This is a genomic window from Candidatus Thermoplasmatota archaeon (assembly GCA_022848865.1).
In the GTDB taxonomy this organism is placed as follows: Archaea; Thermoplasmatota; Thermoplasmata; order RBG-16-68-12; family JAGMCJ01; genus JAGMCJ01.
The window spans coordinates 1-22,985 of the sequence record JAJISE010000011.1; the positions used below are offsets into that span (position 1 = coordinate 1).

Here is a 22,985-nt window from a genome sequence, read left to right on the forward strand (position 1 = left end):
CCCGCAAGGCGAAATAGGACCCCAGGGGCTGGATGGAGATGATGGAGACGATGGAAGCGATGGGAGCGATGGTGCACAGGGACCAACCGGACCTCAAGGACCCTCAGGCGCGGACGGCGCGGCCTGCTGGGACCTCAACGGAAACGGAACAGGAGATCTCCCAGATGAAGACATAAACGGGGACCTCGTCGTGGATGTGCTGGACTGCGCAGGACCACAGGGACCGGACGGGCCGCAGGGAATACAGGGACCGCCTGGCCCGGGATCACTTATGGCCTATGCCTCAAGTGCCACTCATGTGACCATTGAAATGTGGGCGACATGCACGCACTTCGGATTGAGTGTCACGATCGACGTACCCTCCGACGGGTATGTTGTCGTCAGCGCAACGACGTGGCTAAGCATGGTCCATACAGCAGGGACTGATGATGTTTGGGTCGTCATGATTGCGGATTCGCCGACTGAGTGTTCTCAACCCGCTGATTATCGCTATCAGGAGACTATCTCCGAGGGCAACCCAAGCGACACGGCGATTTGGAGGACTGCCGCCCCCCAGAATGTCTTTTCAGTGACTCCAGGAAGTTACACATTCTACGTGAATGGGGCGATGTTCGATACCGGGGCTGTTGACGACCAATTCTGGAGGGGGAATGTAGTCGCGGTCTTCTACCCATCCTGATCGCATCCGCATCACGGTTCCTTCGGCAACACACGAGATCGCACAGTAGAGCAAGCCCTCACAAGAGCGTGAGCGATAATACCGAATCGTCGTTAGCTTCCGTCTTGCCTCCATCTCAGAGGCTCTGGTTTGTAGTGTGCGAGCCGTAGGTCGCGATGGCAGAGGTTGTGGAGGGATTAAAAAGTTCCACCACCGCAACGGCACAGGCAAGCGTTGAATGTAGTTAATCCTTTCGCAGTTCCCGGAATCTAGGACAAGCCGAGGAGCTGTCACGAAATGTGTGTTCAGGTGCAGCTTCGTGTACAAGGGAACTAGACGAGGGCTAGAGAGAGCTTTCTGGCTCTCCGCCCAACACGAGGCACTGGACGCACATCGCCCTCAGCATGTCAACGAGGGCAATGAGCATCTTCTTTCCAGCCTCTGTGGGGATGAACCCGAGGCAGGTGCCCATCTCCAAGATGCTCAGGCACACAAGCATCGAGACCACACAGAGATACTGCGCACGGATAAGGAGCGAGGTCGCCTTCCGAGGAGTTTGAGCGGATTTGGGAAACGCCGACTATCTCGGTGCAAGAACCGCGAATTGATTCTCAGCCATCAAGAGAAGTACGGGCTCACGGGTCTCCGTTCCGCGGTGAAAAGGTGAAGAAGCTGGAGGAGATCGCAGCCAGCTCTTCGCTTGTCGCCAAGAGCCCCCTGGGAGACCGCATGTTCTACTACCCGAATAAAACCGATCCCACCCACCCTATGAGGCCGTGAGGCCTCCCCAACAATGTAGTCCCCAGGAGGAAGGGGCGACCTAAGAGTCGAGTAAGTAGTAGATCTTGGTCCAGTGGTCCTTCGGACTCCTCAAGCACTTCAGGAGCCTGAGGTTCACGAGGATGTCCAGATTCTTCCTCGTTGTCTTGTTTCCCCACCGGTACTTCTTGGCCATGTATTCCGTCAGGTTCTTCTCCATCTTCACTTCCCCGTTGAAGTGCGACTCGATCACCCGGAGAAGCATAGCCAGATTTCTCAACCTTCTCACGTCATGCACATGTTCCTTGAGAACTTCCCATCTTGTCATTTTTCATCCTCCAGTAGTAGGTTTGGGGCGGATTCCTGCTCAAGAAGAGTCAGGTCAGAAAATCGAGGACCTACTTCTACCGCTCCGTAGAACCATTTTCGGATTCTTAGGAGGTGATTCCCCAACGTTAGGATCCAGTAGCTGTCGGAAGGATCTGACTGGTGGACGAGCGACGAATCGTGCACGTTTCGTGTCCTTTCCGGCGTGGACTGCTTCGACTGTTGTTCCACAGAATCATTCGACCCGTCTCGGAGCGATGCAGAGATCCGCTCACAAACCATGGGTCCTATGAAAAAGGAATGTCAGATATTAAGACGCTTTCGACATGTTCCTTGCATGCAAAGAATACTTGACATTCTGGAAAGTCCTGCTGACCTTTCTTTCCCATTTCACGAAGTGGCGTTTTGGCCCCTTTCCCCTCGAGGAACCGGGCATGGCACTCAGCCTCTCGCCTGGAGCGTTCGGTCCGCCAAGATGCTACAACCCGAGAATGCGCTTCATCTTCAGTGAGTCCCTGTCTCTGACGGGGCTCTCGCTTATGATCGTCATGTCGTACTCCCGCTTCTTCAGCACCGTTGCCAGCTTCGCGAAGTCAGGCGACCTCGCCTCGATCTCGAGGTGCTTCCTCTCCCCCCTCTCACCGTACTCTATGCAGCTGAAGTGGCAGTGGAGGAAATCCGTCGTGAACTCCTCGTACTCCTGGAGGAGGTCCTCGAAGTCCTGCACTCTCTTGAAGCGCCCTTGTTCGCGGGCGTGGGCATGGGCCCAGTCGATGACGGGGTAAACGCCCTCGATGTCCTCGCAGATCCTGATGATCTCGTCCAGCGTCCCGAAGCCCGCCAACTTCCCCGTCATCTCGAGGCCGATGAACATCTCCCAGCCCTCATCCCGGATGCGTTTCACGCAGCCCGCGAGCCTCCTCTTGACGTTCCTCGTGACAGCGGATGGTTTCATCCCGTGCATGAAGCCCGGATGGTGCACGAGCATGTACCCGCCCCAGGCGTTCATCATCTCGGCGGTGCGGTGGATCCACGTGCAGCTCTTTTTGAGCACGCCCCTGTCCCTGGAGTTGAGATTGATATAGTATGGTGCGTGGCAACTTATGCGGATGCCGTTCTCCTTCGCGATCCTCCCCAGCCTCTCCGCCGTCTCCAGCTTCGTCTGGATCCCGTACGTGTACTGGACCTCCATGGCGTTGAGCCCCATCTCCTTAAGCATGGGAAGGCCGTCCTCCATCCCCTTCGCGTCGAACGGGGCGCCCGCGGGGCCGAGGTAGAACATCGTCCGTGAATCGGCAGGACATCGATAAAGGCTTTGTTGAGCAATCCTTTTTAGCGGGAACGCGATTCTCGGAACATGGAGCTCGAGACAGTACAGATCGAGAAGCCCGATGACGTGAACCTCATCCTGGGTCAGACTCACTTCATCAAGACCGTGGAGGACATCTACGAGGCCGTCGTCACGTCCGTTCCAGGCGTCGAGTTCGGCATCGCCTTCTGTGAGGCGTCCGCGGAGTGCCTCATCCGATCGGACGGGACGGATGACGAGCTTCGCGGTTTGGCGGTCAAGAACGCGGAGAGGATCGGAGCGGGCCACACGTTCGTGATCCTGATGCGGGGCGCCTATCCGATCAACCTGCTTCCGCGGATCAAGAGCGTGCCAGAGGTCTGCGGCATATTCGCGGCAACCGCGAACGCACTCCAGGTCATAGTCGCCGAATCGGAGCAGGGCAGGGGGATCGTGGGGGTCATCGACGGCGAGAGCCCGAAGGGAGTGGAGACCGAGGAGCAGGCCGAGGAGAGGAAGGAGTTCCTCAGGAAGATCGGGTACAAGAGGTGAGCGGGGCGAGGGGCTCATCCATTGACTGGCTCCTCCCGCTGGGTGAACGTCGCCTCTCGAATCACAGGTGTGGGTCGTGAACGCCTCCTCAGATTCGGATGTGTCCGCCCCCCAAACTGCAAGGAACTGCCAGGACAAAAGCTTCCGAGCTTCCCAGAACCCAAACTTTGGTGAGATTGTTCGACATAATGTCAATTCTTCGCAAGCAACCCTTTTATAGTTAGACATCAGTTTTATATCAGCTTATGGAATCGGACGAGGGGAGGACTGTTTGTCCGGAATGCCAATGCGAGAGACTAGTTAGGGACTACGAGCGCGCGGAAGTCATCTGCGGTAACTGCGGCCTCGTGCTTTCTGACTCCATCATAGACGAGGGTCCAGAATGGAGGGCCTTCGACGCCGATCAGAGGGAGAGCCGCGAGCGGACGGGACCGCCACTGAGCATAATGTCCCACGACTACGGGCTTTCCACGCAGATCGGGTGGAGGAATCAGGACGCGTACGGCAAGGCGATCCCGCACAAGTCCAGGTCGCAGATATACAGGCTGCGGAAGTGGCAGCACAGGATCAGGACGTCGAAAGCGGGGGAGAGAAGCTTGGCCCAGGGCCTCACGGAGATCAACACCATGGCCTCCAAGATGGGGCTCCCGAGGCACGTGAGGGAGACAGCCGCCGTCTTCTACAGAAAGGCGTCTTCGAAGAACCTCGTGAGGGGAAGGAGCATCGACGAGGTCGTTGCGGCTACCCTGTACGCGGCATGCAGGAAGTGCAAGGTTCCGAGAACGCTGGACGAGATGGCGAACGAGGCCAGGGTGGACAGGAAGAGCATAGGGAGGACGTACAGGACGATCGCCCGGGAGCTCAACCTGAAGCTGATGCCCCAGAGCCCGGGGGACTACATCCCGAGGTTCTGCAACAGGCTCAGGCTGGGCATGGAGGTCCAGAGGAAGGCCAAGGAGATCCTGGAGGACGTCGAGCAGGCCGAGCTCGCGTCGGGTGTGGCGCCCTCGGGCGTCGCCGCGGCGGTGATATACATCTCCTCCGCGATATGCGGCCAGCCGTGCACGCAGAAGGACGTCGCCGAGGTCTCAGGAGTGACAGAGGTCACCATAAGGAACAGGTACAAGAGGATAATCGCGAGCCTCGACCTGAACTTGAGGAGCTAACTGGCAAAAAGCTTTATGCCAAGTGTCATATCCGACCGCAGGTGCTCTGATGCCCGAGGAAGCCGAACAGACAATCTCAGATGGAGACCTGGTATACGTCGACTACAGCGTTTGGGTTATACTCCCTGACGGCAAGGAAGACCTATTCGATACGACGAGCAAGGAGCTCGCCGAAGAGCATGACAACTTCGACGAGAAGAAGGTCTACGCCCCGCAGCCGATTGTCGTGGGCAAGGGCAGGATATTCCCCGGATGGGAGGAGTCCCTGAGGAGCACGAAGGTCGGCGACAAGACCGTCGTCGAGATCCCACCGGACAAGGCGGCGGGAGAGAGGGACCCCCGACTGGTGGAGCTGCACTCGATCAGGGAGTTCGCCAGAAAGGAGATCGCCCCCGAGGTCGGGAAGATGGTCGTCCTTGGGAACAAGAAGGGCACGATCACCGCCGTCACGGCGGGCCGTGTTCGCGTGGACTTCAACAACCCGCTGGCGGGAAGGACCCTGAAGTACGAATACACTGTCACGAAAAGAGCCGAGTCGCCCGCTGACAAGGCGAGGGGGGTTATCGAGATGGACTACGGCGACCCGGAGGAGTTCGACGTGAAGGTCATCGGTGAGGACGTGATGATCAAGCTGCCGGACGTCTGCAAGTACGACGAGCTATGGTTCGTCGCGAAGTACAGGGTCGTCAGCGACCTGAGGGACATCGCAGGTTTTGACTCCATACGCTTCGTCGAGGAGTACGTGAAGACGGAGGAGCCCGCCGAGGACGAGCCGAGCGAGGAAGCTCCTGAGGAAGAGAGAGCACCAGAGGAACTCCCCGCTGAAGGGGCGAAGGATGATGAGGAAACCGTCGAAGATGAACCGAGCGAGGAAGCCCCGGAGGAAGAGAGAGCACCGGAGGAGCTCCCCGCCGAAGAGGCGCCCGAGCCCGAGGCGGAAGAGTAACCCCTCGACACAGTTTTATAAGTTCGTGCATTCTGCATCATTGGGACGCGTGGCCTAGTCTGGATAGGGCACCAGCCTCCTAAGCTGGCTGTCGGGGGTTCAAATCCCCCCGCGTCCGCTCCCGAGAAGTGGTCTAGGCGATCCCCGCCAATCCGAGAAGCTTCTCCGCCGCCGAGTGCGGGTCCATCTCCTTCTTGGTGATCATCTGGACCAGGTTGTTGAACTCCCCGATGAGCTCGGGCCTTTCGAGAACTCTCAAGAACAGGTGCTGCGACAGCGCCGCACGGAGCTCTTCCTTCGCCCGCTCGACACGCTCGGTTTCCAGCGTCCCGCTCTCCTTGAGGAAGTCGTAGTGCTCCTCGATCAGGTCCGCGAGGTCCGTTATGCCCTTGTCCTCCGTCGCCACGGTCAGCTGCATCCTCGGTTTCCACCCGCTCGGCTTCTCCCGCTCGACCACAAGGCTGAGGTTCGCCAAGGTGCTGTCCACACCGTCCAGGTCCGCCTTGTTCACGACGAAGATGTCGCCTATCTCGAGGATGCCTGCCTTCATGGCCTGGATGTCGTCTCCAAGGCCCGGCATCTCCACGACGATCGACGTGTGCGCTATCCTCGCGATGTCGACCTCCGACTGGCCCGCACCGGCGGTCTCCGCGAAGATTATCTGCATGCCCATGGCGTCGAGCACCTTGATCACGTCCGCGGTCGCCCTCGACGTCCCGCCCGCGTGCCCGCGAGTGCCCATGCTCCTGATGAACACGCCCTCGTCGAGGGTCAGGTTCCCCATCCGTATCCGGTCCCCGAGCAGCGCGCCGCCCGTGAACGGGGACGTGGGGTCGATGGCGATGATGCCCACCTTCTTGTCCCGCTTCCTGAACTCCTTGGCCAGAGCGAAGACGAGCGTGCTCTTCCCCGTCCCCGTCGGACCAGTGATCCCGATGATGTGGGCCTTTCCCGTGTGAGGGTAGATCGCCCCGAGGACCTCGGCCGCCTTCTTGTCATAGTCCTCCAGAAGCGATATCGCCTTTGCCGCCGCCCTCTTGTCACCTCTGAGCAGGCGCTCGACTAGCTCCATCTACTTCCCCGCGATCTTCCTGTGGAAATCCACGATATCTCGGAGCGGCGTCCCTGGACCGAAGACCGCCGCGATCCCCATCTCCTTCAGCTTGGTGACGTCCTCGTCCGGTATTATCCCACCGCACGTCACGACGATGTCGTCGATCCCCTTCTCCTTGAGGATGTCCATCACGGTCTTGAAAAGCGTCATATGGGCGCCGGAGAGGCAGCTCATTCCGATGGCATCGACATCCTCCTGGATGGCGGCCTCGACGATCTGCTCCGGCGTCTGGTGCAGGCCCGTGTAGATGACCTCCACGCCCGAATCCCTGAGCGCGCGGGCCACGACCTTCGCGCCTCTATCATGACCGTCCAACCCTGGTTTTGCGACCAAGACTCTCAATTTCGTCATTGATATTCCTCAATAGATGATTGGTTCCGTGTACTCCCCGAACACCTCTCTGAGCACGCCGCAGGTCTCCCCGAGCGTGGCATGGGCCTTCACGCAGTCGAGTATGAAGGGCATCACGTTCTCCTCGCCCTCCGCCGCCCTGCGCAGCCTGTCGAGGCTCCTCTCGGTCTCCTTCTGGTCCCTCTCTTTCTTGAGCCTGTTGAGCCTGTCCAGATGCTTCCTCTCGCCCTCCGGGTCCATGTCGACGAGCGCGATCTCGATGGGCTTCTCCTCCGCGTACTCGTTGACGCCGACTATGATTCTCTCCTTGTCGTCCGTCTCCTTCTGGTAGCGGTACGCCGCGAGCGCGATCTCCTTCTGGAAGAACCCCTTCTTGAGGGCCGGTATGACCCCTCCCAGATTCTCGATCTTGTCGAAGTACTCGTAGGACTCCTCCTCCATCCTGTCCGTGAGGTACTCGACGAAGTAGGAGCCGCCGAGCGGATCTATCGTGTTGGCGACGCCGCTCTCGTGCGCGATTATCTGCTGCGTTCTTAGGGCGATCTTCACGGCCTTCGCCGAGGGCACCGCGTAGGCCTCGTCCATGGAGTTCGTGTGGAGCGATTGCGTCCCGCCGAGGACGGCGGCGATGGCCTGGATGGCCACCCTGACGATGTTGTTCTCCGGCTGCTGGGCGGTGAGCGAGCACCCGGCGGTCTGCGTGTGGAACCTCATCCACCAGGACCTGGGGTTCTTGGCGCCGAAGGTCTCCTTCATCTCCCTCGCCCATATGCGCCTCGCGGCCCTGTACTTCGCGATCTCCTCGAAGAGGTCGTTGTGAGCGTTGAAGAAGAAGGACAGGCGGGGAGCGAAATCGTCCACGTCCAGCCCTCGCTCCTTCGCCGCGCGCACGTACTCGAAACCGTCCGCCAGCGTGAAGGCGAGCTCCTGCACGGCAGTCGAGCCGGCCTCGCGGATGTGATAGCCGCTGATGGAGACGGTGTTCCAGAGCGGGACCTCCTTGGAGCCGAACTCGAACGTGTCCACGATGAGCCTCATGGACGGCTCCGGCGGGAAGATGTAGGACTTCTGGGCGATGTACTCCTTGAGGATGTCGTTCTGTATAGTCCCCCTGATCCTCGTGGACGGGATGCCCTGCCTCTCGGCCGCCGCGATGTACATCGCCCAAACCACCGGGGCGGGGCCGTTGATGGTCATGGACGTGCTTATCTCGTCCAGCGGGATTCCGCCGAAGAGGATCTCCATGTCCTTTAGCGAGCTTATCGCGACGCCGCACTTGCCGAACTCCCCCCTCGCCATCGTGTGGTCGGTGTCATAACCGTACAGCGTGGGGAAGTCGAAGGCGACGCTCAGTCCCGTCTCCCCGTGCTCGAGGAGGTACTTGTACCTCGCGTTCGTCTCCTCCGCGGTCCCGAAGCCCGAGAACATCCTCATCGTCCACAGCTTGCTCCTGTAGAGCGTCGGGTGGACGCCCCTCGTGAAGGGGTACTCGCCCGGCAGACCGAGCTTCTTGAAGTAGTCGAAATCCGGAGTGTCGTCCGGAGTGTAGAGCCTGTCGATGGGGGCACTGGACGTCGTTGTGAAGGCCTTCCTTCTCTCCGGAAGGGCGTCGAGCGACCTCTTCAGGGTCGAGCCTTCCCAATCCCTTTTGCTCTTCGCTATCTCCTTGATGTCGCCCTCTTCAGACATCGCCTAGCCCCTTGCCATTCATGGAAAGAGAAGTCCGCTTATCTAATTTGCGGGGACTAGGACACATAAATACGGGTAGCCCGATTCGCTTCTCAGATGACCGAATACTACTTCGACATCGAGACGGAGGGAACGGACCCGCTCATGGACAAGATCATCACCATTCAGTTCCAGGAACTCGACGGGGGCAAGCCGGTCGGGGACTTCCACGTTCTCAAGGAGTGGGAGGAGGGCGAGAAGAAGATCGTCGAGAGGATCCTCGATGAAGGGATCCTCGACCCGAACTGGACCTTCGTTCCTATCGGTAACAACCTGAGGTTCGACATCGTCTTCGTCATGGAGAAGGCGCAGCAGTACGGACTGCGAGAGTGGAGTGCTGGCGAGGTGAGATACTTCTTCTACAGGAAGGCCATGATCGACATCCGCTCGGTGCTCGTGCTGATGAACGGGGGGAAGTTCAAGGGCTCCGGCTTGGACGCGTTCACGGGGAAGCAGAAGGGTGTCCAGGTGCCGATCTGGTACCGGGAAAGGAAGTACGATGAGATAATGTCGTACATCGAAACGGAGAAGCAGGAGACGATAGCATTGTACCGGGAAGTCGCGAGCCTTTTGGAAACTTTCGGAACGAGAAAGAGGAAGCGCGTGGAAGGGCCCGAAGCGTAGGTTTTCCGCCCGGCAACTGGACGATCTCCCGTTCTCTGAGCCAGACCTCGTTTGCCCCGTCCGGGAAAAATATAAATACATCCAATAAAATTGAAAAACCGGAGGATAGGGAGCAAGAGAGACTACTGTGGACACTCGAAGAAAAGGGGGATTCGTGACAGCGATGCGACCGCTCCGGGGTGTAATCGACACCGCATTCCCTCGCTCTCCACTGCGGGGGCCTCGTTCTAGTTTGAAGGATTTCGCGGGAGGTGACTCATCTGAGGTCGGCTGACCGCGAGGTGCCCGAGGGCAGGGAGGAGAAGATCGATGAGAGCCTTGCCAGGGCCAACGTGGACGAGCTGGGAGCGGTCGTGGAGGAAATTCGGGGACTGGGCCTGGACGTCCCAGAGCTGGACGAGATGCTCCTCGAGAGCATCGAGGCGGTCGAAGGTCTTTCGGACGTGAACCTAGTCCCGTCCTATACGGACGCGGCCAGGACGGCGGCCGAGGGCCTCGAAAAAGGTCAGGAGATACTCTCGTCCTTCCGTGCCACCTCGGACGCCATCGAGAAGGCCGAGGAGCTCATCAGGGAGGAATACGAGAAGCAGGGGGACATCCACGGGAACGTGTTCCAGCATCTCATTCTGTCGCCCAGCCTCGACATGCTCAAGGAATCCAGGCACTTCCTCAGGAGCGGTGACTTCGAGCGCGTGCACGCTCTCCTGCGGGGCATGAGGACCCTTCCCAGGAAGGTCAGGAAGGAGTGCCAGGAGAACGCCGAGATCTACCGCTACTGCGAGACGATCCTCGAGGACCTGAAGAATGAGGGCGTCACGACGCAGGAGGTCGAGGACATACTGAGGATATCAAGAACCGCATTCCTGAACGGGAGATTCGATCGCGTGAGGGAGCTGTCGGAGGTCATCGAGGAGAAGGCTATCCAGCTGAGGGAGAGGCATCGGTCCGCCGTGCGAGCCCTCAAGAGGGCGAAGAGGGCCGCCATCTCTGTCGAGAAGATAAACGCCAGGTCGGGCGAGGCCCAAGAAACGCTTGTCGAGGCGTGCATGTCGATGAGGGAAGGGGACTACGAGAAGTGCGTGGACCTCGCGGAGAAAGCCGCCGCGATGGCGAGCCAGACGTGCAGGCGGTACGGGAAGTTGGTCAAGAGGATCAAGGCGCTCAGGAAGGATATGAATCGCATAGGATCGGATGTCCCGGACGACCTGGAGGACATGATGTCGAGGGCCGAGAGGGAACTGAAGAAGGGGAACCATCAGAGCTCACAGGCCGAGGTCGAGATCGCCTCGCTGCTGCTGAACCGGTTCGAGTCCTCGTTCTGATTTCCCGCCAAGGTTTTTAAGAGCGCTCCCTTTTTCATTGGAGGGGTGAGAGTATGGATTTCGCGCTCACTGAAGAACAGACAATGCTCAGAAAGATGGTGCGGGACTTCGCCGAGAAGGAGCTCAAGCCCGTCGCGGCGGAGATAGACAAGACCGGAGAGTTCCCCAGGGACAATGTCCGCAAGATGGGGGAGCTGGGCCTCATGGGTATGACGGTCGCCCCGGAGCACGGCGGGGCGGGCATGGACACGATCTGCTACGCCATTGCGGTCGAGGAGGTCTCCCGTGCGTGCGGCTCGACGGGGCTGATAATGGCATCCCACAACTCCCTTTGCGCAGGGCACATAGATATCGCGGGGAACGAGGAGCAGAAGAGGAAGTACCTGCCCGCCCTGGCGGGAGGGAAGGTCATGGGCGCATGGGGGCTCACGGAGCCTGGCGCTGGATCGGATGCCGGGGCCGTCGCCATGACCGCCGAGCTGAAGGGCGGGGAATGGATACTCAACGGCAGGAAGACATTCATAACGAACGGCCACGAAGCGGAGACATTCGTCATCATCGCCTCCACCGATAAGTCGAAGGGCACTAGGGGCATCAGCGCCTTCGCCGTTGAAAAGGAAACGCCCGGGTTCTCCCTCGGGAAGAAGGAGGAGAAGCTCGGGCTCAACGCGTGCGTTACATCAGAACTGATCTACGAGGACTGCGCGGTCCCGGAAGGGAACCTGCTCGGTGAGAAGGACACTGCCTTCAGAGACGTCCTCAAGGTTCTGGACGGGGGGAGGATAAGCATCGGCGCGATGGCGGTTGGAATCGCGCAGGGATGTCTTGAAGCGTCCCTCGAATACTCGAAGACGAGGGAGCAGTTCGGGCAGCCCATAAGCAACTTCCAGGCCGTGCAGTGGATGCTGGCGGACATGGCGACAGAGATCGAGGCCGCGAGACTGCTCGTCTACAAGGCCGCGTTCCTGAAAGACCAGGGCAAGAGGTTCAAGAAACATGCGGCCATGTGCAAGCTGTTCGGGTCCGAGGTGGGCATGCGGGCCGCGAACAAGGCGATACAGGTCCACGGCGGGTACGGATACACGAAGGACTACCCCGTCGAAAGGATGTTCAGGGATGTCAAGCTCACGGAGATAGGCGAAGGAACGAGCGAGATTCAGCGGCTCGTCATCGCCCGCGAGATCCTGAAAGGCACATAACTAGGCAGGGCATTCCCGCCGCTCGGGAGCGTCACAGTCTGGAGAAGTCCCTCGTCTCGTCCTTCGGCGGCCTTTCCCGCCGCTCGGGCTGCGGCTTCGGTCTCAGCACGGCAGCCTTCCGCAACGGCTCCTGGCAGTACGGGCACAACTCCTCATCCTTCGTGCATGCGGCGCACAAGTACTCGCCGCAGTCGTGCTTCATGACCGCCTTCCCGTTGTGCATCCCGCAGTGTTTTCCCTCGAGGGGACCCTTCTTGGCGGGAGGCTTCGCCGCTTTCGTGGTGGGCATTGCCGCTTTGGCGGGCATCTTTGGAGCGCCACCGTGGTAGTCCTCGCCCATCAGCGACTTCACTCTCACGACCTCCGGTGGACCCTCGTCCGGTGCGAACTCCTTCAGCGACGCCTCCAGCCTCTTCGCCTTGTAGATCCCGATGTTGAAGTGCCTGACGAGTGCCAGTACCGTCCTCTTCTCCGGCGGGAGGTCAAGCGTCTGCCTCAGCAGGGAATCGAGCTCCTGGTCGTATCTCGGCTCGACCCTCATCCTGTCCACGGTCTCGATGTAGCTGAGGATCTTCTTCGACCTCTCGACGTCGTACTGCGGGAAGCTGGCGGTGATGTCGCAGAGCCTTAGGCCATACCTGCCACCGCTCTCGATGCAGCTCCTCAGGACGGGGATCGACGCCCGTTCCATGTCCTCCAGCTCGGCCGATGTCATCTTCGCAATGTCGATGGTCTCTCTCTCGCGGAGGTGGCCGATGACCTCGCCCAGGTAGTCGAACGGTATGTTCAGGTCGCGGAAAGCCTCCTCTTTCGTGATGGCCCTTCCGTTCTGGAACTCGAACTCCAGAACCCTCTTCCCATACTCGCTCAGCTGTCTCTTCCTCTTCCTATCCTCGCATATCTTCTTCGCCTCGATGGAGGGCTCGTAGTTGGGATCTATCGCCAGAGTGCTCTCGAATGCTCTCACGGCGCTCTCGAACCTTCCCTGATGCATCAGCGCGAGCCCCTTGCTGTTCCAAGGGACCTTGTCCTTCGGGTCGAGACCGATCGCCCTGTCGTAGGCCGCGATCGCCTCCTCCCAGTTGTTCATCTTCTCGAGGGCCAGTCCCATGAGCTGCCAGATGCTCTTGTCCTCCTCGTTGATCTCGGAGGCCCTCTCGTACGAGTTCAGCGCCAGCTCGTAGTTCCTCGTCTTCGCCGCGAGGAGCCCCCTCTCCTTCCAGGCTGCGAAGCTGTGATAGTCGATCTCGATGGCCCTTTCGTAGCTTCCATCCGCATCCTCGAACCTCTTCATCTTCTCGAGTATCCTTCCTCTCTCAAGCCACACCGTCGGGTTGTCGTCCCTTATCCTGAGCGCGCCGTTGACCGCCTCGAGGGCATCTGGATACCTGTTCTGCTCCGCGAGGATCCTGCCCTTCGTCACAAGGGCTTCGAGGTTCTTCGCCTCCTTCGTCAGTATGTCATCCACAACGGCCAGGCCCTCGTCGAACCTCTGCAGCTTGGAGAGCGTCAGGGCCTTTCGGTTCAGCAGCGCCGTGTTGTCCCGGTCCATGGTCAGGGCGTCCTCGTAGGCCTTGAGGGCCCTCTCGAACTTCTCCAGGCCGAAGAAGATCTCGCCCCTCTTCGCGAATGCGTGGGAGTTGCCCGGATCTATCTCAAGGACCTTGTCGAAGCTCTGGATCGCCCCCTCGTAGTTCCTCATCGTCAGGAGCGCGTCGCCTCTCATGTTCCACGTGTGCTTGTCCATAGTGTCCAGCGATACGGCCTGGTCGAAGCTCTTCAGGGCCTCCCCGTACTTGCCCATCTTGGCCAATGAGTGCCCCCTCGCCCTGATAGAATCCAGATGGTTGGGCTGCATCTGGAGTATGTAGTTGCACGTCTCGATAACGCCTTCGTAGTCGCCCGTCCGTTCAAGAACGTCCTTCTTCACCTGCAGCAGTCTCAGGTCCTTCGGGTCCATGGATATGGCGGACTCTATGGCGTTGAGGGCGTCATCGTTCCATCCCAGGTTCTTCGCCGCCAGGGCCTTCTCGTAGTACCCCTCGATGCTTCCGTAGTCGATAGTGGTCATCAGGTCCGCGGCCTCGTAGGTTCCTTTCCATTCGCCCAGCCTCTTGAATATGTCCTTCCTGGCTCTGGCGGTCTCGAGGTCGTTCGGGTCTATCTCGAGTGCCCTCTCGTAGGAGCCGAGCGCCTCCTTGTCCCTTCCGAGCTTGACGAGGGCGTCGGCCATCCTCACGTGCGCGAGCTTGTTCGAGGGGTCGAACTCGATCACCTTCTCGAAGCTGGCGCGGGCGTCATCGTACCGCTCGAGCGATGAAAGCGTCAGACCCTTGCTGTACCACACGTGCTTGTCCTTCGGGTCCAGCTTGAGCGCCCTGTCGTACGCGACGAGGGCCTCCTCGTAGTTCTTCAGACCTTCCAATGCCAGACCCTTGCTGTACCATGTGACCCTGTCCGTTGCGTCGAGTTGAATCGCCCTCTGCAAGCTGTCCAGCGACTGCTCGAAGCGACCGAGCCTCCCCAGCGCCTGGCCCCGGTTCTTCCAGGCCTTCGCGTCCTTGGGGTTTATCTCCACAGCCTTGTCGTAGGCCGAGACCGCCTTCTCGCGGTCCTTCATCCTCTCGTATATGGCCGCTTTCTCCATCCAAGCCGAGTAGTCCTCCGGGCTCAGCCCGAGAGCCCGGTCGAGGGACGTCAGCGCCTCCACGGGTCGCGAAAGGGCGCTCAGAGCCATTCCCCTGTCCTTCCACGTCTCAGCGTCATCGGGATCGAGCCCGGTTATGGCGTCCGCGCACGCAACGATCTCCTCTCTTGCGCGCAGCCTCTTGAGGACGGTGAGCTTCTTCCTGAGGACCTCGAGGTCCCTCGGGCTCATCTCGAGGGCGATGTCGAACGCATTCTTCGCCTCCCGCAGATCGTCCAGCTCCAGGAGGGCCACGCCCTTGTGAAAGAGCGCCTCCTTGTTCGAAGGGTCCGATCTGATGATGTAGTCGCAGACGTTCGCGACCTCTCTCCAGTCCTCCAGCTTGATCAGCGCCTCCTTCTTGCCCGTGAGGGCCTCGACGCTCTCCGCGTTGATCCTCAGGACGCCGTTGTAGGCGCTCACGGCCTCCTTGTGCTTTCCCAGGTTCATGTAGGCGTTTCCCATGTCCAGGTAGGCCTCCTGATCCTTCGGGTCCAGTTCGACGATCGACTCGCCAACGCTCACGACCTCCTCCCATCTCTTCATCACCGTGAAGGCGGCTTTTTTCCCCCTGAGCGCCTCGAGGGATTTCGCGTCTATGGCGAGGGCCTCGTCGAAGGCTCTGACCGCAGCCTCGTGCTCCTCGAGCTCCATGAGTATCCTCGCTTTCAAGAGGTGGCTCTCCCCGTCCCTCGGGTCGTACGTGATGGCCTTTTCAAAGGATCCGAGGGCCTCGTCCCTCTTCCCAAGTTCGTGAAGAATCCTTCCCTTCCGCTTCCACAGGGTAGTGTTCTCATAGTCCAGTTCCAGACACTTCTCCAGGGAGAAGAGGGCGTCCTCTTTCTTGCCGAGGTTCTCCAGCGCCTCCGCCTTCTTCAGCCACATGTCCTTGTCCGAGGGCTCGAGTCTCAGCCCCTCGTCAAAGGTCCTGACGGACTCCTCGTACTGGCTCAGCCTGAAGTAGGCCATCCCCTTCCTCTTCCACAGGCTCCCGTCCTCCGGACGGATGCTGAGGAGCTTCGTGTAAGTGGGGATGTCGGTGTCATCAATCTTCAGGACCTCGAAGAAGCAGTTCTCGGCATCCTGCGTGTCCCCAAGGTCAACGAGGACATCGCCCTTGTTCGACCACACATCCTTTCTGGCGGGGGCCAGGTTCAGCGCCTTGTCATAAAGCCCGAGAGCCTCCTCGGCCTCCCCTCCATGGTAGAGCATGAGCCCCTTGTGGTTGAGCGCGTCTATGTTGTTCGGGTCCAGCTGGAGAGCATAGTCGATGTGTCCGTTCGCCTCTGTGTCCCTGCCTATCTCGTGGAAGCCATACCCAAGCTCGTCGTACACGTCCGAGAAGTCGGTCGTCAGCTTCGATATGAGCTCCCGGTTCTTCTCAAGGGTCTGGGACGCCTTGGCGAAGTAGACGTAGGCGGCATCTCTGGAACCCTTCTGGACACACTCCTTGCCTCTCTTGATGTTCTTCGAGGCCTTGCCTAAAGTCCTTTTCTCCTTGTCGAAGAGGGAATCCAGAAACCCCATGCCCTTCCACCCGAACGTCAATGGATGGCGGTCGATTTATAATCTTCGGACAACCAGCGCTGCTGGAGAGCGGGTCCCGGGACGGATGCGCGACCCTTCGAGTCGCACGGAAACGGTCTAGCGTGCGATCAACGTCCCTTGGTGGGAAGAGGGGAACGTTTTTATATTGGCAGCCATATACAGTTGATTTGTCTGACAATTATCGGACACCAATGAGATGGGATGTGATATCAGTGGTACGGAAAAAGGCAGTCAGGAAGAAGAAGGTCAAGATGAACGATGCGGAAGCCATGGACTGGATGAAGCATCACACGATCGAGGACGCCAAGGAGCTCGTCTGTGAGATCTCAAGCAGAGGAAAGGACGTGCAGGATATGGTTGAGGTCGTGCGGGAACTCGAGGACATCGCGCATATCGTTGACGACCAGTCAGACTGACGTAGAGCAGCGTGCAGTGCAGGCGCCGGGATTCGAACCCGGGCAGTTGGCTTGGAAGGCCAAAATCCTAGACCAGGCTGGATCACGCCTGCCCGTCCTAGCATAAACAAGCCTCTCTTCATTACCTTTTCGAAAAAAGAAGATAGGTGGGGATCACCCCACAGCTATCTTAACGGGATGGGCACGGAACTCAGTCATCTTCATAGTCAGTGGAGCAACCGTATGAGCGGTAGACATCTTCCCAACTGTAGTGGTTTTCGTCCATCTTTCTTCACCCCTGTGAGATGAGAGAAGTCCTCGTCCTTTAAATACGTAAGAAGGGGGGAGTGGAGTGAAAGTGCTCGCGTCAATAGAACTGTGTGTGAGAGAGCACCTGCTTCACGATGAGCGCAAAGGAGAGGGACAGCACGACCGTCCCCCAGTCAGCGACCCCGAGAGCGAAGAGCCCCAGGGAAATGCCCACGATGACGAAGAAGGCTCCCAAGAGCACCTTGAGGTCGATATCGTCAAGGAAAAGAATGAGTATTCCAAGAGCCACGAAGAGCACGGTCCCCGAGACTAGCGCGGTAACAAGAGCGTCCATTATCCCATCCTTGTGACGTATAGTGATTCTCTCTAATAAATCCTTATGCTTTGTGCCTGACGCGCACGGCCTCGCCGCGCTTGCTCTCGACCATCTCCTTGGCGGGCATGCGGGCCACGCCGACCGCTCGGACCTCGTCCCCGCAGACGACGGCGACATCGTCCCCTTCCCTTATGTTCGGGTCCGCGCCCGTGACGCCGATCGCGAAGATGTTCCCCTCAGGGCGGAAGTCCTCGATCGTGACGCAGTAGGACTTCTCCCGCGCAAGGACACTCCCTCCCTCCAGCGTGAGCGAGAGCATCCCCCTTGACGGCACGAGCGTTGCGAGATGCTCCTCCCCGATTATCCTGACGTTCGGGTACCTTCCCCTGAGCCCGCAGTCCTTCACGAGGTCCCCGCCCACGTCCCCGAACTGGAACACGGCCAGGTTCCTGACGTCCTGGATGAGCCTCTCCTTCCTCCCCGTCCGCTCGACGTCCTCGGTCGCCTCGGAAAGGGCCTTCCCGAGAGCCACGATCGAGGATGACGAGGTCAGCGATCCCTCCGTCATGAACACGGCGTCCTCCAGCATGTCGGAGAGGAGCTCCTTCTCCGCCCCGAGATGGACGACCATGCGGGTGTACTCGTTGCCCTCCAGGAAAGATTGCAGTTCCTCGCGGATGATCTTTGCCTCCTCCCCGCTCCAGTCTCCCGTGACCGGTATGTCGTAGTCCTGGGCGGGATGGAAGAGCTCCAGCTCCCTCGGGACGAGTCCGAGGGGAGACGTCACTATCATCTCGTGGATCGCAGACCTGTTCCCGGACGCTTTGACAGCCCGCCTGAATATCCTGTGGGACTTGGAGAGCGAGTACGGCTTGCGGGCCGAGCACGGGATCAGCAGGAGCACCGCCGCAGCTGGCGGCCTCGAGTAGCGCTGAAGCAGTCTCATCCTGAACCTGAGCACGTCCGGTCGGTACAGCGAGGCCTCGGACAGGGCAAGAACCTCCCCGCCCGTCACGGGGACGCTCGGTTCCACCGCGGCGTAGAGCCTCCGGTCCATGTGCCTCATGACCGAAACGCACCAAGCGCTCGAGAGCATCCTCCTCTCCGCTAGTTCCCTCAACCGACCGCGCTCGATGGCGTTCCTGCACACCTGGAGCTCCCTCATCAGGACGTGGGAGTTGTGGTCCCTCAGGTTGTCTTTGGTTACTCCTTCCTCGCAGGTCGGGCAGTGGCAGATCTTCCTGCCAGCCTCCTCGTAGGGCATTGACCCCCTCTCCGTGTGGAACCTGCCGTAGCCCGATTCCACGACCACCCTCAGGGAGTCCGCGAGGTCCACCCCGCAGTAGATGAGCACGCTCAGGTTCGCGGGCGTGGCGATGCCCGGGGCGTATGCCAGTCCGTGGGGCGACATGTTGGACCTGACCGCCATCACCCTCTTCGCGAACTCCAGCGGGTGCCTGAGCATCTCCATGGCGTTCCCGAGGACGAAGACCCGCTCGTGGAGCTCCCTGACGCGCTCTGCAAGCTCCCTGCTCCGGTCGCGGACGACGACGAAGTCGTCCCCGTCCCCCGTGACGTTGATCTCGTCCAGGCTCATCGGGTAGCCCAGGTCTGGCGGTATGACGTTCTCCCCTGACAGGTCCGACGGTAGAAAGGCGCTCCCCGCGTCCAGGACGAACGGCTTGTCCGTCTCCGTCTCCTTCGAGAGGAGGAGGACCTCCGAGCTCTCAGGAGGACGCACCCTGTCGCTCTGAAAGAAGAGGACGTTGGGCGTCTCCACGGTCCAGTCCATCAGGTCCCATTTCCCTATGCGGGCCAGCCAGTCTCGTCTCAGCGTTTCGAGCAATCGGTCTGTGCAAGAGATGGCGGAGATAAAAACCTATCTCGAGCCCATCAGCTCTTCGACCTTCTCCTGGATGACGCGCTTCTGGACCCCGCCCGTTATCCTGTCCTCGTACTCGCCGTTGCTGAAGAACAGTATGGTCGGCAGGGACATTATCCCGAGCTTCCTGGCGGTATCCAGGTTCGCGTCCGTGTTCATCTTCGCGAAGAGTATCCTGCCCTCGTATTCCTTCGCGAGCTCCTTGATCGCAGGCTCCAGAGCGAGGCAGGGACCGCACCAGGGCGCCCAGCAGTCGATGACCACGTTGTCGTTCGTCGATACGACGCTGTCGAAGTTGCCGTCGTTCAGCTCCATGAGCTCGGATGGTGAATCAGAACTTCCCATGAGATCTCCTTCAGAACCAGTGATGGCGCAATGCTCCGTCAGTATAAATCGTTTGTCGCGGGATGCGGTTCGGAGGGACGCGCGAGAACCGCCCGAAGCTCTTCGCCCTCAAACGGGTTTCGTGCCCTCGACTATCACGCTGATCACGGAGCGGATGGCTTCCTCCGCCTCTTCCCGGGACAGGTCGAAGCTGCTCATCATGGCGCTCACCGTCGGGTCGTTCGACAGGACCTCCATGGAACAGCTGGACTCCGTCCTGATGCTCACGTCCTGGAAGCCGGCCCGCTCAATCAGTCCGATGTAATCCTCTCTGAGGACCGCCCCGGAAAGGCAGCCGACGTACGCTCCCATGTCGGCCTTGACCGCCTCCGGCAGCTCCTTCAGCAGGACGATGTCGGAGACGAACATTCTGCCCCCTGGTGTCAGGACCCTGAAGGCCTCCCTGAAGACCTTCCCCTTGTCCGGTGAGAGATTGATCACGCAGTTCGAGATTATCACGTCGACCGAGCCGTCATCGACCGGAATGTCCTCGATGTCGCCGAGCCGGAACTCCACGTTCTCGAAACCGCCCCTCTTGGCGTTCTCTCTGGCCTTCTCGACCATCTCTGCGGTCATGTCAACGCCGATGACCCTCCCCTTCTCGCCGACCCTCCCGGCCGCGAGGAAGCAGTCGATGCCCCCGCCCGAGCCGAGGTCGAGGACGGTCTCGCCCTCCCTGAGAGTGGAAAGGGCGACCGGGTTCCCGCATCCGAGACCCATGTCCGCGTCCTCGGGAATGGCCTTCAGCTCCTCGTCCGTGTAGCCAACGCCCTTGCTGACCTGGGACCCCCTCGGAGTTCCACAAGCATCGACCGTGGGTCCGCAGCATGAACAGCTCTTCTTTGCGATCTTCGCATAGCCTTCCTTCACTGCCTTCTTGACCTCATCGTCCTTCATTCCTTCACCTCTGTTACTCCTCCAGTACATCCTTCATGATGGGCCCGAGATGACCCTTGACCATCTCTGCCAGCCCCTCGACCTTGATCAGTGTGATGCAGCAGATCTCATCACCCCTTTCCCAGATGACGACTGCCAACTTGTCTCCAGCGCCGATCCCAGCCCTGTCCCTGATGTCCTTGGGGAGCACCATCTGCCCCCTCTCATCGATGCTCACCACCGACTCCACCTTGCAGCAGGCGGTCTCCTTGTCCGAGGATCCGCAGCACGAACCGTTCTCGCTTTCCGTTCCCATGTTCCTCGCCTCGATATGATACGTCTCTCAGAGTACTTATGCTTTTCTGAATAATCAGAATGTTCTGATGTTTGGGTCTGCTGCAGGTGGTCCGTTCGTTGCTGCAACCCCAATGTAATGATTTATATAGAAGAACAAACATAGGGACTCTGAAGGAGGTTCAGCATGTTTGCAGGACAACCAATAATACTCCTAAAGGAAGGTACTGAAAGAACAAGAGGAAAGAGCGCCCAGTCTAACAGCATCGCCGCGGCAAAGGCGGTCGCCGAAGCCGTGCGGTCCACGCTTGGACCAAGAGGAATGGACAAGATGCTTGTTGACAGCATGGGTGATGTCGTAATCACAAACGACGGTGCAACGATTCTGAAAGAGATAGACATCGAACATCCAGCCGCCAAGATGGTGGTCGAGGTCGCGAAGACGCAGGACGATGAGGCCGGCGACGGGACCACGAGCGCTGTCGTTCTCGCTGGTGAGCTCCTCAAGAAATCCGAGGATCTGATCGAGCAGAATGTTCATCCCACGATCGTGGTGAACGGCTTCAGGATGGCCGCCGAGAAGGCGATGAAGGTCCTGGACAAGATGGCTGTGAACGTCAGGAGAGGCGACAAGAAGAAGCTGTTGAGTATCGCCACGACCTCCATAGGCGGCCGCAGCATGGGTGCCATTCGTGAGCACCTGGCAACGATGGCCGTGGACGCCGTTTCGAAGATCGTCGAGGAGAGGGACGGCAGGTTCATCGCGGACACGGACAACATCAAGGTCGAGAAGAAGCACGGGGCTTCCGTTCTCGAATCGGAGCTCATCGATGGCATGATCATCGACAAGGAGAGGGTCCATCCGCGGATGCCCAAGTGGGTGAAGAACGCGAAGATCGCTCTCATCAACTCCGCTCTCGAGATCAAGAAGACCGAGGTGGATGCGAAGATCCAGATCACCGACCCGTCCCAGATGGAGAGGTTCCTCCAGGAAGAGGAGAAGACCCTGAAGAGAATGGTCGACAAGCTGAAGAAGAGCGGGGCCAACGCAGTATTCTGCCAGAAGGGCATCGACGACCTCGTCCAGCACTACCTGGCGAAGGATGGCCTCTACGCGCTCAGAAGGATCAAGAAGAGCGACATGGACAAGCTCTCGAAGGCGACGGGTGGCAAGATAGTCACCAATCTCGACGATCTCGGTCGGCAGGAGCTCGGAAAGGCCGCTCTGATCGAGGAGAAGAAGATTGGCGACGATGACATGACGTTCGTCACTGGCTGCAAGGACAGCAAGGCCGTGTCCATCATCGTACGCGGCGGGACGGAGCACGTGGTCGATGAGGTCGAGCGGGCTCTGCACGACGCCATCAGGGTCGTCGGTGTCGCGATCGAGGACGGCAAGGCCATACCGGGCGGAGGAGCCACCGAGATCGAGGTGTCGCTCAGGCTCAAGGACTACGCTTCCACCGTTGGCGGAAGAGAACAGCTCGCGATCGAGGCGTTCGCGGACGCTCTGGAGATCATTCCGTGGACGCTGGGCGAGAACGCCGGGTTGGATTCTATAGACCTGCTCATCGAGCTTAGATCGAAGCACGAGGGCAAGAAGGCCAACAAGAACGCGGGCGTGGACGTCTACAGCGGCAAGGTCAAGGACATGATCAAGCTGAACGTCATAGAGCCCATCCGCGTGAAGACCCAGGCGGTCAAGTCGGCCACTGACGTCGCAGCCATGATCTTGAGGATAGACGATATCATCGCCTCGAAGCAGATGGAGGGCCCCCCGCCAGGAGCAGGTGGCCCCGGAGGAATGGGCGGCATGCCCCCAGGAATGATGTAATCATTCCACAACAACGGCCCCGTACCTGCCCTTCGATATCTCGAGTCCGAAGTCGGTCATTCTGGCGTAGCCATTGATCACTCTGAGGTTTCCTCCGGTCTTCAGCGCCCCATTCGAGACCAGCTCAGTGTCCTCATCCCATAGAACGAGCCTGCACTCCCCGCTCCCGTCCGAGATCGTGACGTTCGCCACCCGCCCAAGGCGCTCCTTCTTGCGGAACTCCCTGACGGGACTGACTCTGAGGACCTCACCACGCACGCGGACAGTCTGATCGGGCTGGATGTCCGAGATGCTGTCGTACGTCACCTCGTACCTCCCCAGCTCCTCCAATACAAGGAGCGCGGCGACATCTTCCGTAAGGAGGCCGCCGAACTTGCTCACCGTGTCCGACATTCTCTCGCGGAACTCGTCGTAGGTGACGAGGTCCCTGACATCCTCGAAGGAATCCCTCACGCTTCTCATCCGG

21 protein-coding genes, 2 tRNA genes and 1 pseudogene are annotated in these 22,985 nt (G+C 59.6%); 10 read left to right on the forward strand and 14 right to left on the reverse strand.

Annotated elements, in window-relative coordinates:
* A partial coding sequence (locus LN415_03370; protein MCJ2556132.1) for a hypothetical protein occupies positions 1–679 on the forward strand: 679 nt, incomplete at its 5' end.
* Positions 680–1,001: 322 nt separating this feature from the next.
* On the opposite strand, the gene LN415_03375 is transcribed toward LN415_03370, so the two are convergent.
* From LN415_03375 to LN415_03385, 3 genes are all read right to left on the reverse strand, one after another.
* Positions 1,002–1,157: a hypothetical protein gene (locus LN415_03375; GenBank protein MCJ2556133.1), complete on the reverse strand. Its 156-nt coding sequence runs from the start codon at positions 1,155–1,157 to the stop codon at positions 1,002–1,004.
* Between the two features lie 321 nt (positions 1,158–1,478).
* A complete protein-coding gene (locus tag LN415_03380) occupies positions 1,479–1,745 on the reverse strand; it encodes a hypothetical protein (GenBank protein ID MCJ2556134.1) in 267 nt (88 codons plus the stop codon).
* A 477-nt stretch (positions 1,746–2,222) separates the two neighbouring features.
* Entirely contained in the window at positions 2,223–3,026 is an 804-nt protein-coding gene (locus LN415_03385) for a TIM barrel protein (GenBank protein MCJ2556135.1), read from the reverse strand.
* Positions 3,027–3,101: 75 nt separating this feature from the next.
* Between LN415_03385 and LN415_03390 the strand changes: the two genes are divergently transcribed.
* From LN415_03390 to LN415_03405, 4 genes and pseudogenes are all read left to right on the forward strand, one after another.
* A complete protein-coding gene (locus tag LN415_03390; protein ID MCJ2556136.1) occupies positions 3,102–3,584 on the forward strand; it encodes an adenosine-specific kinase in 483 nt (160 codons plus the stop codon).
* Positions 3,585–3,850: 266 nt separating this feature from the next.
* A pseudogene (locus LN415_03395) lies at positions 3,851–4,750 on the forward strand (transcription initiation factor IIB).
* A gap of 49 nt (positions 4,751–4,799) precedes the next feature.
* Entirely contained in the window at positions 4,800–5,696 is an 897-nt protein-coding gene (locus tag LN415_03400) for a peptidylprolyl isomerase (GenBank protein ID MCJ2556137.1), read from the forward strand.
* 43 nt (positions 5,697–5,739) lie between these two features.
* Positions 5,740–5,814: transfer RNA gene (locus LN415_03405), tRNA-Arg, on the forward strand.
* A gap of 15 nt (positions 5,815–5,829) precedes the next feature.
* On the opposite strand, the gene meaB is transcribed toward LN415_03405, so the two are convergent.
* The 3 genes from meaB to LN415_03420 are packed head-to-tail and all read right to left on the reverse strand — an operon-like array spanning position 5,830 to position 8,850.
* Complete coding sequence (gene meaB / locus LN415_03410) at positions 5,830–6,768, reverse strand: methylmalonyl Co-A mutase-associated GTPase MeaB (protein ID MCJ2556138.1); 939 nt, start codon at positions 6,766–6,768, stop codon at positions 5,830–5,832.
* A complete protein-coding gene (locus LN415_03415; GenBank protein ID MCJ2556139.1) occupies positions 6,769–7,161 on the reverse strand; it encodes a cobalamin B12-binding domain-containing protein in 393 nt (130 codons plus the stop codon). It abuts the gene before it with no gap.
* Positions 7,162–7,170: 9 nt separating this feature from the next.
* Positions 7,171–8,850, reverse strand: a complete 1,680-nt coding sequence (locus tag LN415_03420; protein MCJ2556140.1) for a methylmalonyl-CoA mutase family protein — start codon at positions 8,848–8,850, stop codon at positions 7,171–7,173.
* A gap of 96 nt (positions 8,851–8,946) precedes the next feature.
* Here LN415_03420 and LN415_03425 point away from each other — a divergent pair, with 96 nt between their 5' ends.
* The 3 genes from LN415_03425 to LN415_03435 all read left to right on the forward strand — a co-directional run bounded on the left by LN415_03425 (position 8,947) and on the right by LN415_03435 (position 12,034).
* The gene (locus LN415_03425) at positions 8,947–9,513 is read left to right on the forward strand and encodes a ribonuclease H-like domain-containing protein (GenBank protein ID MCJ2556141.1); all 567 of its coding nucleotides are present in this window, start codon (positions 8,947–8,949) and stop codon (positions 9,511–9,513) included.
* A 251-nt stretch (positions 9,514–9,764) separates the two neighbouring features.
* A complete protein-coding gene (locus LN415_03430) occupies positions 9,765–10,835 on the forward strand; it encodes a hypothetical protein (protein MCJ2556142.1) in 1,071 nt (356 codons plus the stop codon).
* A gap of 53 nt (positions 10,836–10,888) precedes the next feature.
* Positions 10,889–12,034 carry an acyl-CoA dehydrogenase gene (locus tag LN415_03435; GenBank protein ID MCJ2556143.1) on the forward strand — a complete coding sequence of 382 codons (1,146 nt, stop codon included), beginning with the start codon at positions 10,889–10,891 and terminating at the stop codon, positions 12,032–12,034.
* Positions 12,035–12,065: 31 nt separating this feature from the next.
* Here the strand turns inward: LN415_03435 and LN415_03440 are convergent, their stop codons facing one another.
* Positions 12,066–16,247, reverse strand: a complete 4,182-nt coding sequence (locus LN415_03440) for a tetratricopeptide repeat protein (protein MCJ2556144.1) — start codon at positions 16,245–16,247, stop codon at positions 12,066–12,068.
* Positions 16,248–16,480: 233 nt separating this feature from the next.
* Here LN415_03440 and LN415_03445 point away from each other — a divergent pair, with 233 nt between their 5' ends.
* Complete coding sequence (locus LN415_03445; protein MCJ2556145.1) at positions 16,481–16,684, forward strand: hypothetical protein; 204 nt, start codon at positions 16,481–16,483, stop codon at positions 16,682–16,684.
* 17 nt (positions 16,685–16,701) lie between these two features.
* Here LN415_03445 and LN415_03450 read toward each other — a convergent pair.
* From LN415_03450 to LN415_03475, 6 genes are all read right to left on the reverse strand, one after another.
* A tRNA-Gly gene (locus LN415_03450) sits at positions 16,702–16,776 on the reverse strand.
* 254 nt (positions 16,777–17,030) lie between these two features.
* Positions 17,031–17,267, reverse strand: a complete 237-nt coding sequence (locus LN415_03455) for a hypothetical protein (protein MCJ2556146.1) — start codon at positions 17,265–17,267, stop codon at positions 17,031–17,033.
* 43 nt (positions 17,268–17,310) lie between these two features.
* The gene (locus tag LN415_03460) at positions 17,311–19,095 is read right to left on the reverse strand and encodes a DUF5591 domain-containing protein (GenBank protein ID MCJ2556147.1); all 1,785 of its coding nucleotides are present in this window, start codon (positions 19,093–19,095) and stop codon (positions 17,311–17,313) included.
* 33 nt (positions 19,096–19,128) lie between these two features.
* Positions 19,129–19,476 (reverse strand): thioredoxin, encoded by a 348-nt coding sequence (gene trxA / locus LN415_03465; protein MCJ2556148.1) that lies wholly within the window; start codon positions 19,474–19,476, stop codon positions 19,129–19,131.
* A gap of 108 nt (positions 19,477–19,584) precedes the next feature.
* Positions 19,585–20,412, reverse strand: coding sequence for an arsenite methyltransferase (gene arsM, locus LN415_03470; GenBank protein MCJ2556149.1), 828 nt, complete (start codon positions 20,410–20,412; stop codon positions 19,585–19,587).
* A gap of 13 nt (positions 20,413–20,425) precedes the next feature.
* Positions 20,426–20,707, reverse strand: coding sequence for an AbrB/MazE/SpoVT family DNA-binding domain-containing protein (locus tag LN415_03475; protein MCJ2556150.1), 282 nt, complete (start codon positions 20,705–20,707; stop codon positions 20,426–20,428).
* A 165-nt stretch (positions 20,708–20,872) separates the two neighbouring features.
* Between LN415_03475 and LN415_03480 the strand changes: the two genes are divergently transcribed.
* Positions 20,873–22,519, forward strand: coding sequence for a TCP-1/cpn60 chaperonin family protein (locus LN415_03480; protein ID MCJ2556151.1), 1,647 nt, complete (start codon positions 20,873–20,875; stop codon positions 22,517–22,519).
* Here LN415_03480 and LN415_03485 read toward each other — a convergent pair whose 3' ends face one another.
* Positions 22,520–22,972 (reverse strand): OB-fold nucleic acid binding domain-containing protein, encoded by a 453-nt coding sequence (locus LN415_03485; GenBank protein MCJ2556152.1) that lies wholly within the window; start codon positions 22,970–22,972, stop codon positions 22,520–22,522. It lies immediately after the preceding gene.
* Positions 22,973–22,985 lie beyond the last annotated feature (13 nt).

Coding starts and splice junctions, on each gene's coding strand:
- LN415_03375 (MCJ2556133.1), bottom strand. CDS start 1,157: ATGCTTGTGTGCCTGAGCATCTTGGAGATGGGCACCTGCCTCGGGTTC.
- LN415_03380 (MCJ2556134.1), bottom strand. CDS start 1,745: ATGACAAGATGGGAAGTTCTCAAGGAACATGTGCATGACGTGAGAAGG.
- LN415_03385 (MCJ2556135.1), bottom strand. CDS start 3,026: ATGTTCTACCTCGGCCCCGCGGGCGCCCCGTTCGACGCGAAGGGGATG.
- LN415_03390 (MCJ2556136.1), top strand. CDS start 3,102: ATGGAGCTCGAGACAGTACAGATCGAGAAGCCCGATGACGTGAACCTC.
- LN415_03400 (MCJ2556137.1), top strand. CDS start 4,800: ATGCCCGAGGAAGCCGAACAGACAATCTCAGATGGAGACCTGGTATAC.
- meaB (MCJ2556138.1), bottom strand. CDS start 6,768: ATGGAGCTAGTCGAGCGCCTGCTCAGAGGTGACAAGAGGGCGGCGGCA.
- LN415_03415 (MCJ2556139.1), bottom strand. CDS start 7,161: ATGACGAAATTGAGAGTCTTGGTCGCAAAACCAGGGTTGGACGGTCAT.
- LN415_03420 (MCJ2556140.1), bottom strand. CDS start 8,850: ATGTCTGAAGAGGGCGACATCAAGGAGATAGCGAAGAGCAAAAGGGAT.
- LN415_03425 (MCJ2556141.1), top strand. CDS start 8,947: ATGACCGAATACTACTTCGACATCGAGACGGAGGGAACGGACCCGCTC.
- LN415_03435 (MCJ2556143.1), top strand. CDS start 10,889: ATGGATTTCGCGCTCACTGAAGAACAGACAATGCTCAGAAAGATGGTG.
- LN415_03440 (MCJ2556144.1), bottom strand. CDS start 16,247: ATGGGGTTTCTGGATTCCCTCTTCGACAAGGAGAAAAGGACTTTAGGC.
- LN415_03455 (MCJ2556146.1), bottom strand. CDS start 17,267: ATGGACGCTCTTGTTACCGCGCTAGTCTCGGGGACCGTGCTCTTCGTG.
- trxA (MCJ2556148.1), bottom strand. CDS start 19,476: ATGGGAAGTTCTGATTCACCATCCGAGCTCATGGAGCTGAACGACGGC.
- arsM (MCJ2556149.1), bottom strand. CDS start 20,412: ATGAAGGACGATGAGGTCAAGAAGGCAGTGAAGGAAGGCTATGCGAAG.
- LN415_03475 (MCJ2556150.1), bottom strand. CDS start 20,707: ATGGGAACGGAAAGCGAGAACGGTTCGTGCTGCGGATCCTCGGACAAG.
- LN415_03480 (MCJ2556151.1), top strand. CDS start 20,873: ATGTTTGCAGGACAACCAATAATACTCCTAAAGGAAGGTACTGAAAGA.